At 67.6% G+C, this 7422-nt stretch carries 9 protein-coding genes and 3 tRNA genes; 3 read left to right on the top strand and 9 right to left on the bottom strand.

The window, feature by feature from the left end; all coding sequences use genetic code 11:
* A partial coding sequence (locus VGT00_01555; GenBank protein ID HEV8530083.1) for a site-specific integrase occupies positions 1 to 843 on the top strand: 843 nt, incomplete at its 5' end.
* 63 nt (positions 844 to 906) lie between these two features.
* Here the strand turns inward: VGT00_01555 and VGT00_01550 are convergent.
* From VGT00_01550 to VGT00_01535, 4 genes are all read right to left on the bottom strand, one after another.
* A tRNA-Lys gene (locus tag VGT00_01550) sits at positions 907 to 982 on the bottom strand.
* 28 nt (positions 983 to 1010) lie between these two features.
* Positions 1011 to 1087: transfer RNA gene (locus tag VGT00_01545), tRNA-Arg, on the bottom strand.
* Between the two features lie 27 nt (positions 1088 to 1114).
* A tRNA-His gene (locus tag VGT00_01540) sits at positions 1115 to 1191 on the bottom strand.
* Positions 1192 to 1253: 62 nt separating this feature from the next.
* Complete coding sequence (locus VGT00_01535) at positions 1254 to 2126, bottom strand: SDR family oxidoreductase (protein HEV8530082.1); 873 nt, start codon at positions 2124 to 2126, stop codon at positions 1254 to 1256.
* Positions 2127 to 2186: 60 nt separating this feature from the next.
* Between VGT00_01535 and VGT00_01530 the strand changes: the two genes are divergently transcribed.
* Complete coding sequence (locus VGT00_01530; protein ID HEV8530081.1) at positions 2187 to 2987, top strand: dienelactone hydrolase family protein; 801 nt, start codon at positions 2187 to 2189, stop codon at positions 2985 to 2987.
* Positions 2987 to 3457 carry a pyridoxamine 5'-phosphate oxidase family protein gene (locus VGT00_01525; GenBank protein HEV8530080.1) on the top strand — a complete coding sequence of 157 codons (471 nt, stop codon included), beginning with the start codon at positions 2987 to 2989 and terminating at the stop codon, positions 3455 to 3457. Before VGT00_01530 ends, VGT00_01525 begins: the two co-directional genes overlap by 1 nt.
* A 164-nt stretch (positions 3458 to 3621) precedes the next feature.
* On the opposite strand, the gene VGT00_01520 is transcribed toward VGT00_01525, so the two are convergent.
* The 5 genes from VGT00_01520 to VGT00_01500 form a co-directional block, all read right to left on the bottom strand.
* Positions 3622 to 4443 carry an MBL fold metallo-hydrolase gene (locus VGT00_01520; protein HEV8530079.1) on the bottom strand — a complete coding sequence of 274 codons (822 nt, stop codon included), beginning with the start codon at positions 4441 to 4443 and terminating at the stop codon, positions 3622 to 3624.
* 254 nt (positions 4444 to 4697) lie between these two features.
* Complete coding sequence (locus tag VGT00_01515; GenBank protein HEV8530078.1) at positions 4698 to 5867, bottom strand: trypsin-like peptidase domain-containing protein; 1170 nt, start codon at positions 5865 to 5867, stop codon at positions 4698 to 4700.
* Positions 5868 to 5953: 86 nt separating this feature from the next.
* Positions 5954 to 6466: a molybdenum cofactor biosynthesis protein B gene (locus VGT00_01510; protein HEV8530077.1), complete on the bottom strand. Its 513-nt coding sequence runs from the start codon at positions 6464 to 6466 to the stop codon at positions 5954 to 5956.
* On the bottom strand, positions 6463 to 6771 hold the full coding sequence (locus VGT00_01505) for a Rieske (2Fe-2S) protein (protein ID HEV8530076.1): 309 nt from the start codon (positions 6769 to 6771) through the stop codon (positions 6463 to 6465). The genes VGT00_01510 and VGT00_01505 overlap by 4 nt, the downstream gene beginning before the upstream one ends.
* An 81-nt stretch (positions 6772 to 6852) precedes the next feature.
* A partial coding sequence (locus tag VGT00_01500) for a heterodisulfide reductase-related iron-sulfur binding cluster (GenBank protein HEV8530075.1) occupies positions 6853 to 7422 on the bottom strand: 570 nt, incomplete at its 5' end.

Genomic DNA, 7422 nt, shown 5'->3' with positions numbered 1-7422 from the left:
GAGTACCTAGCAGCAGCCCGCGCCTACAAGCGTTCCTACCGCGACGATGCGCGCTACGGTCGCATGTGGGCGGAGCGGTTTGGGGCCCGGCTGCTCGAAGAGGTCACGCCGGCGGACCTCGAGCGCGTCAAGACAGAGCGCGCCCAGCTAGTCGAGCCGGCGACTGTCAACCGCGAGCTGGCCTTCCTCAAGCACGCCTACAACGTAGCCATCCGCGACAGCAAGACAGAAAGAAACCCGGTCAGCAAGATCAAGTTACTTCGCGAGCCGTCTGGCCGAGTGCGCTACCTGACCGACGAGGAAGAAGGGCGCCTCATGGCGGCCTTGCCAACCGAGGCCGATCGTCAGCGGGTGACCATCCTGCTCCAGACAGGTTTTCGCAAGTCCGAATTCTTCGGTCTCCGCTGGAAGGACGTGGATCTCCGAGCCGGCGTGCTGACAATCCTCCGATCGAAGAACGGAGAAGCGCGGCATGTCCCGATGACGTCGGACGTCCGGGGCATCTTGTCTCGGCTCCCGCGAACGTTAGACAGTTCATTTTTCCTATTCCCCAACACTGTCGGGACGCGTGACTTCCGGTGGGCGAGAAAGACCTTCCTAGCGGCCGTGCGCGCCGCCAAGATCGACGATTTTCGCTTCCATGACCTCCGACACACCTTCGCCTCGCGGCTGGCGATGGAGGGCGTGGATCTCCTCGCGATCAAGGATCTCGGCGGATGGAAGAGTCTGGCGATGGTTCAGCGGTACGCTCACCTCTCCCCGGCTCACCACCGCGAGGCGATTGAGCGCCTCGCGACCCGCGCGAGGGTGGTCGAGGCTGCACCGGTGGCCGGAGCGGAGTAGCACCGTGATTCGCACCAGAACGACAGCGGGCACTCCCGCTGTTCTGGAAGTGCCCGTCGTAATTGGTGGGCCGTGGAGGACTCGAACCTCCGACCCGCTGATTAAGAGTCAGCTGCTCTACCAACTGAGCTAACGGCCCGCATGCGCGGGTGCCACCACGGCGGAAATGGTGCGCCCAAGAGGATTCGAACCTCTGGCCTTTAGCTCCGGAGGCTAACGCTCTATCCAGCTGAGCTATGGGCGCGCAATCTGCTCGACCGGTTCCAAAGATTGGGGTGACCGAAGGGAATCGAACCCTCAACCCCTGGAGCCACAGTCCAGTGCTCTAACCAATTGAGCTACGGTCACCGTCCCGGGACGACAGCCAAGGGCTTACTCTACTTCAGCTTTCTACCATGGTCAACGTGAGGTCAGCCGCCGATCTCGCGATGCATGGCCGCGAGGCCCTGGGCGGAGCCGCGCAGCGGGGTGCGCAGGGAAGCCTGAGCTTTGCGCACGTCCAACCCTCCGTCGAGCGGACGGGCGGCCCTCTGCCTGAGCTCGGCCGTCTTGACGGGCGTGAGCTTGGAGCCGTCCAGGGCGAACTCCCGGCAGACGAGCAGAGCGAAGGCGTAGCGGTCGAGTGTCTCGGAGCCCGCCACGTGCCAGAGGCCTAGCAGCTCACGCTCGGCCAGCTCCACGCTGGCCGCGGCGACATCGGGATTGTAGGACGGGCTCGCGCGCTGATCCACGGCGGGGCGGAAGCCCTGGCCGGAGCGGCAGGCGCGGATCAACTGGTAGACGAAGTTCTTCTCCTGGCCCTCGGGGCCATAGACCACGCTCGTGCGGATGACGACGGCGCGGCGGCAGGCCGCCAGCACCGCCTGCTCGCCCTCCCACTTGCTGCGCCCGTAGACGGAGAGGGGCCGCGGGGCCTCGGTCTCGCTGAAGGGCCCGCCCACGCCGTCGAAGACGTAGTCGCTCGAGTAGAAGACGAAGCCCGCGCCCGTCGCCTCGGCGGCGCGAGCCGCCGCGCGCACCCCGTCGCGGTTGATGGCAAAGGCCTCGTCGGCATGGTCCTCGCAGTAGTCCACGTGCGAAAGGCCGGCGGGGCAGAAGATCCAGTCCGGACGCGATGAGGCGATCAAGCGCTCGACGGCGGCGTGATCGGTGATATCGAGAGGGGCGAGCCCCGGGACGGGATGCGTACCGTGAGTGCCCTGCCCCTCGTGGCCGCGCGCGCGTAACACGGACAGCAGCGAGGCGCCCACCTGTCCCGAGGCGCCAATGACGAGAGCGCGCATCACTCACGGACCATACCGAACCTTGGCGGGCAGAGCAACCCAGGTCTATACTCGCCACTCGTGAGTCCGGGGCGCGCGGGGATCGGGGTGGCCATGCTCGTCACGCTCTGGCTCGCGCCCGCGCGCGCGGAATTTCACTCCCTGGACGTCACGTCGCCCGCGAATGCCACGCTCTCCGGCGATCTGTCTCTCCCGCGCGGCCCCGGCCCCTTCCCGGCCGTCATCCTCCTGCACGGTTGCGGCGGCATCGGCCGCAATATCAGGGAATGGTCGTACTGGCTCGTTCACAATGGCTACGCGGCCTTCGCCCTCGATAGCTTCACGGGGCGGCGTCTGCGCCGGCTCTGCGGCGATCCCGCTCCGCTCACCGGAGCCATGCGGGCCCCCGATGTGTATGCCGCGGCCAGGTATCTGAAGACGCTCGGGGCTATCGACGGCCAGCGCATCGCGGCCATCGGCTTCTCGCATGGCGGCTGGACCGTCCTCGCCGCCGCCGTGAGGGAAGACGCGCATCCGGAGATCGCGCTCCGGGGCTTCATCGCCTTCTACCCCGGCTGCGGCGGACGCCGCACGCTGCCGGGCACGGCGCCCATCCTGATACTGACCGGCGGCAAGGATGACTGGACGCCGGCGGCGCCCTGTCAACCGCTGGCGGACAACTCGAGAGCGGCCGGGCGTGACGTCACCGCGGTAATCTATCCGGAGGCCAGGCACCACTTCGATGGCGCGGAGGTGCGCGGCATCGTCTTCGTGCCCGACGCACGCCGCGGCAAGGGCGCCACGATTCAGTACGATCCGGCCGCGCACGGGGACTCGGAGAAGCAGATCCTCCGCTTCCTCAAGGCGCACCTCGCCAAGTAATGGCCCGGAGCCTGGGCGCCGCCCTGCCTGCGGCCCTCGTCGAGCGATTCTCTCAGTCTGATCTTCGCCCGCTCCTCGGCCGCGCCCTCGCCCTCATGACCGTGGATGCCGAGGGTCGGCCGCACCCGATGCTCTGCGGCTATCTCGAGGTGCTGGCGCTCTCGCCGACGCGGCTCTGTGTCGCCATCGGGATCCGGAGCCGCACGGCCAAGAATCTCGAGGAGCGGGGCGCCGCCACCCTGATGGTGGTCGAACCCGAGCAAACCATCTACATCAAATGTCGGGCCTCTGGAGCGCCGCTTCGCATCGGAGAGCTGGCGCGGTTCGACCTGACCGTCGAGGATGTTCTCGAGGACGCAGCCGCCGAGTGGGAAACAGGCGCGGGCATCACTTCGGGCATGACCTATACACCCGTGCCCGATCTCGGCAGCCCCGAAGCGCGTGCCATTCTGGCTGCGCTTCGAGCCTAGCGGTCGTCCAACCGTCAGGCTGCTCACAGCTGCCCCCTCACCCTGCCCTCTCCCCCGATGGGGGAGAGGGATGCAGGAAGGGAAGGCCCTGTTCCCGATGGGGGAGAGGGATGCATGAAGGTGGCGCTCTCCCCCGATGGGGGAGAGGGATGGAGAGAGGCAGCTCAGACTTCGAGGAGATCCTCGCCCACCGTGATGGCTCCCGAAAAGTGGCGGCGCGCCGCGGCTTCGAGCTCGGCGGGTACGGAACCGGGCATCATGTGGGTGATGACGAGCTTCGCGGGAGCGGCGGCCTGGGCGACGCGGCCGATGTCCTCCGGCTGCGTGTGATACGAGGCGAGGCCGCGGATCTTATCCTCCAGCGAGGGCCAGCCGCAGTCCGGAGTCCAGGTGGTCTTGGTCATCTCGCAGCATTCGTGGATGAGGCAGTCCACGCCACGGCTCCAGCGGATGAGGTTCTCGGACGGGCGCGTATCGCCCGAGATGGCGACGCGCCGCCCGCCGCCCTCGAAGCGATAGCCGACGGCCGGCTTGACGGGATCGTGGTCCACGGTGAAGGCGCTGACCGTGACCCCGCCCACCTCGAAGATCTTGCCCTCCTCGATCTCCGTCACGCGCACGGTCGGGCGGTCCCGCTTGACCATGTGATGCCGGCGGATCTCGATGTCCCAGTCGAGGTAGTCGAGCAGCTTGTCCATCTGCCGGTTGGTGCCCGCGGGCCCCCACACTTCGAAGGGCGCGTTCTGCCCGCTGATCCAGCGCGTGATGAGGAGATGACCCAGGTCGATGATGTGATCCGAGTGGTGATGCGTGATGAGCACGCGCGGCCACTCGTAGGGCCGCACGCCGGCCTGGACAAGCTGAGCGCCGACTCCAGAGCCGGCGTCGACGAGGAATCGCTCCTCGCCCAGGGTCAGGAGCGTGGCGGGTCCGCGGCGCTTGGGATTTGGCGGCGGCGAGCCCGTGCCGAGGAGGACGGCGCGCATGGCGCGGGCATCCTAGCAGGCGACTTGGCGGTCGTAAAGCGCGAGGGATCTAGCGCGGACTATGCGCGAAGACCCGACCCCCTCACCCTGCCCTCTCCCCCAGTGGGGGAGAGGGATTCAAAGACAGTCCGGACACCGCGAAGAGCACAAGCAATTCGGATCCCTCTCCCCCATCGGGGGAGAGGGCCGCCGTTCGAGCTGAGACGCTCGTCTCAAGCGGCGAGGCGAGTGCTGAGTGGGTGAGGGGGCAATGCTTACTTGGGAGGGGGAGCGGTCTCGGGTGCCGGGATCCTGGGCGCCGGCGCTTTGGGCGCGGGCGCTGGGCGGGGTGGCCGCGACGGCTGAGCCAGCTCCGCCTTGTAGGCGCCGACGGTCACGGAGAGCTCGGTCTCCTTGCCGCCGCGCATGACGAAGAGCTTGACCGCGCGCCCCACCGGCGTGCTCGCGATGATGCGCTGGAGATCGCGCGGCCCCTCGATGGACGCGCCATCGACGGCGAGCACGACATCCTCGGGCTTGACGCCGCCCTGGTCGGCGGGTTGGCCGGCCACCACGCTGCGGATCAGGACGCCGCGGGGCTCCTTGAGCCCGTACTTCGGCAAGTCCTCGTCACCGATCTCGGCGATGGCCACTCCGAGCCAGCCCCACTGGACTTTCCCGGACGAGGCCAGCTGTGGGAGCAGCCCCTTGACGAGATTGATGGGAATGGCGAACCCGATGGTGCCGTTGCGGGCGGCCATGCTATTGACGCCCACGACCTCGCCCGCCATGTTGACGAGCGGGCCGCCGGAATTGCCGGGATTGACCGCGGCGTCCGTCTGGATGAAATCGAAGCCCGGGGCGGCGGCCTGAAGCGGGGCGCCCTTCCGGCTCACGATGCCGAACGACACCGTCTGCTCGAGGCCAAAGGGATTGCCGATGGCCAGGACGAACTCGCCGACCCGGAGGCGATTGGAGTCGCCCAGCATGGCCACGGGCAGCCCGGTGGCCTCGATCTTGACGAGGGCCAGGTCGACGCGGTCGTCCTGCCCGATCAGCTTGGCGTCGAGACGCCGGCCGTCCGACAGCTTGACCTGGATCTTCTCCGCATCGCTCACCACGTGGGCATTGGTGACGATGTAGCCGTCCGGCCGGATGATGAAGCCCGAGCCGGTGATGCGACGCTCTTCGGGCGTGGACGGCGTCTCGCCCTCGGTGGGCGTCTCGACGGCGCGACGAACCCGGACCTGGACGAGGGCGGGCTTGAGCTGCTCGATCACGCCATTCATGTGGTTGTTGAGCCGAGCGATGTCGGCGGGAATCTGGGCTTTCGGGCTCTCCGACCACATGGGGCCCGAAGGAGCTTTTGACTGAGCCGCCGCGGGGACGGCGACCAGGAGACAGAGCAAGAGGATCAGGAGAGTCCGAACGGTGTAGCTGGGCATTGCGACTCCTCCGTGGGTCCGGGGTCGGGCAGCCCGGGAGAATCCCGGGCGAGTCCTCAGAGTATAACAGCCTGCCGCGAACACCCCTATCGATTGACCTCTCGGATGAGGTGGCCCAGCTCGGGAATGATGAGCGATTCGAGGGCAAGCCGGCAGGCATTCGGCGAGCCCGGCAGGGAGAACAGCACGCGCCCCTGGACGACTCCACCCTGGGCACGGGACAGCATGGCCGCAGGGCCGATCTCCTTGTAGGAGAGCATCCGGAAGAGCTCGCCGAACCCGCTCAGGCGCTTGTCCAGCATGGCTTCCACGGCCTCGAAGGTCGAGTCGCGCTTGGTGATGCCGGTGCCTCCCGTGAGGATGAAGACCTCGACGGAGGGCGCGGCGCACCCGGAACGGATCACCGCCGTCACCTGCGCGGGCTCGTCGCGCACGATGGCGTGCCCGGCTACGCGATGGCCGGCCGCGGTGAGGAGCTCGCGGATCAGCGTCCCGCTCGTATCGGTGTCGGGGGTCTTCGAGTCCGAGATGGTCAGCACGAAGCAGCCGACGGACACGGGGGCGTGGGCCTTGTGCTCCTGGGGCGTGGCGTCCTTCACGCGGAGTCCTCGAGGTAGATGCCGCCATCGTCCACGGTGACGGCGAAGCGCGGCACCGCCTCGCCGGGAATGGTCATGCAGACGCCGGAGCGCAGGTCGAACTCCCAGCCGTGTAACGGACACGTGACGATATCGCCCTCCACGCGGCCATCGCAGAGATTGCCACCCTTGTGGGCGCACTCATTGCCGATGGCGAAGATCTCGTCTCCGCGCCTGAAGAGCGCCACGTCTATCCCGCGGAAGACGAGGAGCTCGACGCCGCCCGGGGGGAGGGCGGCCAGATCCAAAACTCGAGTGCGCGACATCTCCCCCTCACCCTGCCCTCTCCCCCAATGGGGGAGAGGGATTCTGTTGATCGGGGGCCCTGCTTTGTGTGTCCATCTCCCCTACCCCTTCTCCGATGGAGAAGAGGATTTCTGTTGAACGGAGGCCGTGCTTTCTGTGTCCCTCTCCCCTTTGGGGAGAGGGCTAGGGTGAGGGGCGGCCTGGTAGGCCTCGTCGAGAATCTCGGCCAGGTGGAGAACCTGGATGGGCGTGCCCTCGGCGGCCAGGCCCTGGGCGATCTGGATGATGCAGCCAGGGTTGGCGGTGATGACGGCCTGCGCGCCCGTGGCGCGGACATTGGCCACCTTGCGCGCCTGCAGGCGCTGCGCCATCTCCGGCTGGGTCAGGTTGTACGTCCCGGCCGAGCCGCAGCACCAATCAGCCTCGGCCAGGGGCACGACGGTGAGTCCGGGAATCTGAGCGAGCAGGGCTCGTGGCTCCCGGCTGATCTTCTGGCCGTGAACGATATGACACGGATCGTGATAGGTCACGGTCTTCTCGACGCGGCCAAGAGGTCCGCGCAAGGGCTCGGCGGCCAGAAACTCCGCCAGGTCGCGCACGTGCTCCGAGAAGCGCTGCGCCCGCTCTCGCCAGGCGGGATCGTCGGCCAGGAGCAGCCCGTAGGCCTTCAT

Source organism: Candidatus Methylomirabilota bacterium, from assembly GCA_036002485.1.
Classification (GTDB): domain Bacteria; phylum Methylomirabilota; class Methylomirabilia; order Rokubacteriales; family CSP1-6; genus AR37.
The sequence above is the reverse complement of the archived record's forward strand: the minus strand, read 5'-3'. Positions and strand labels throughout refer to the sequence as shown.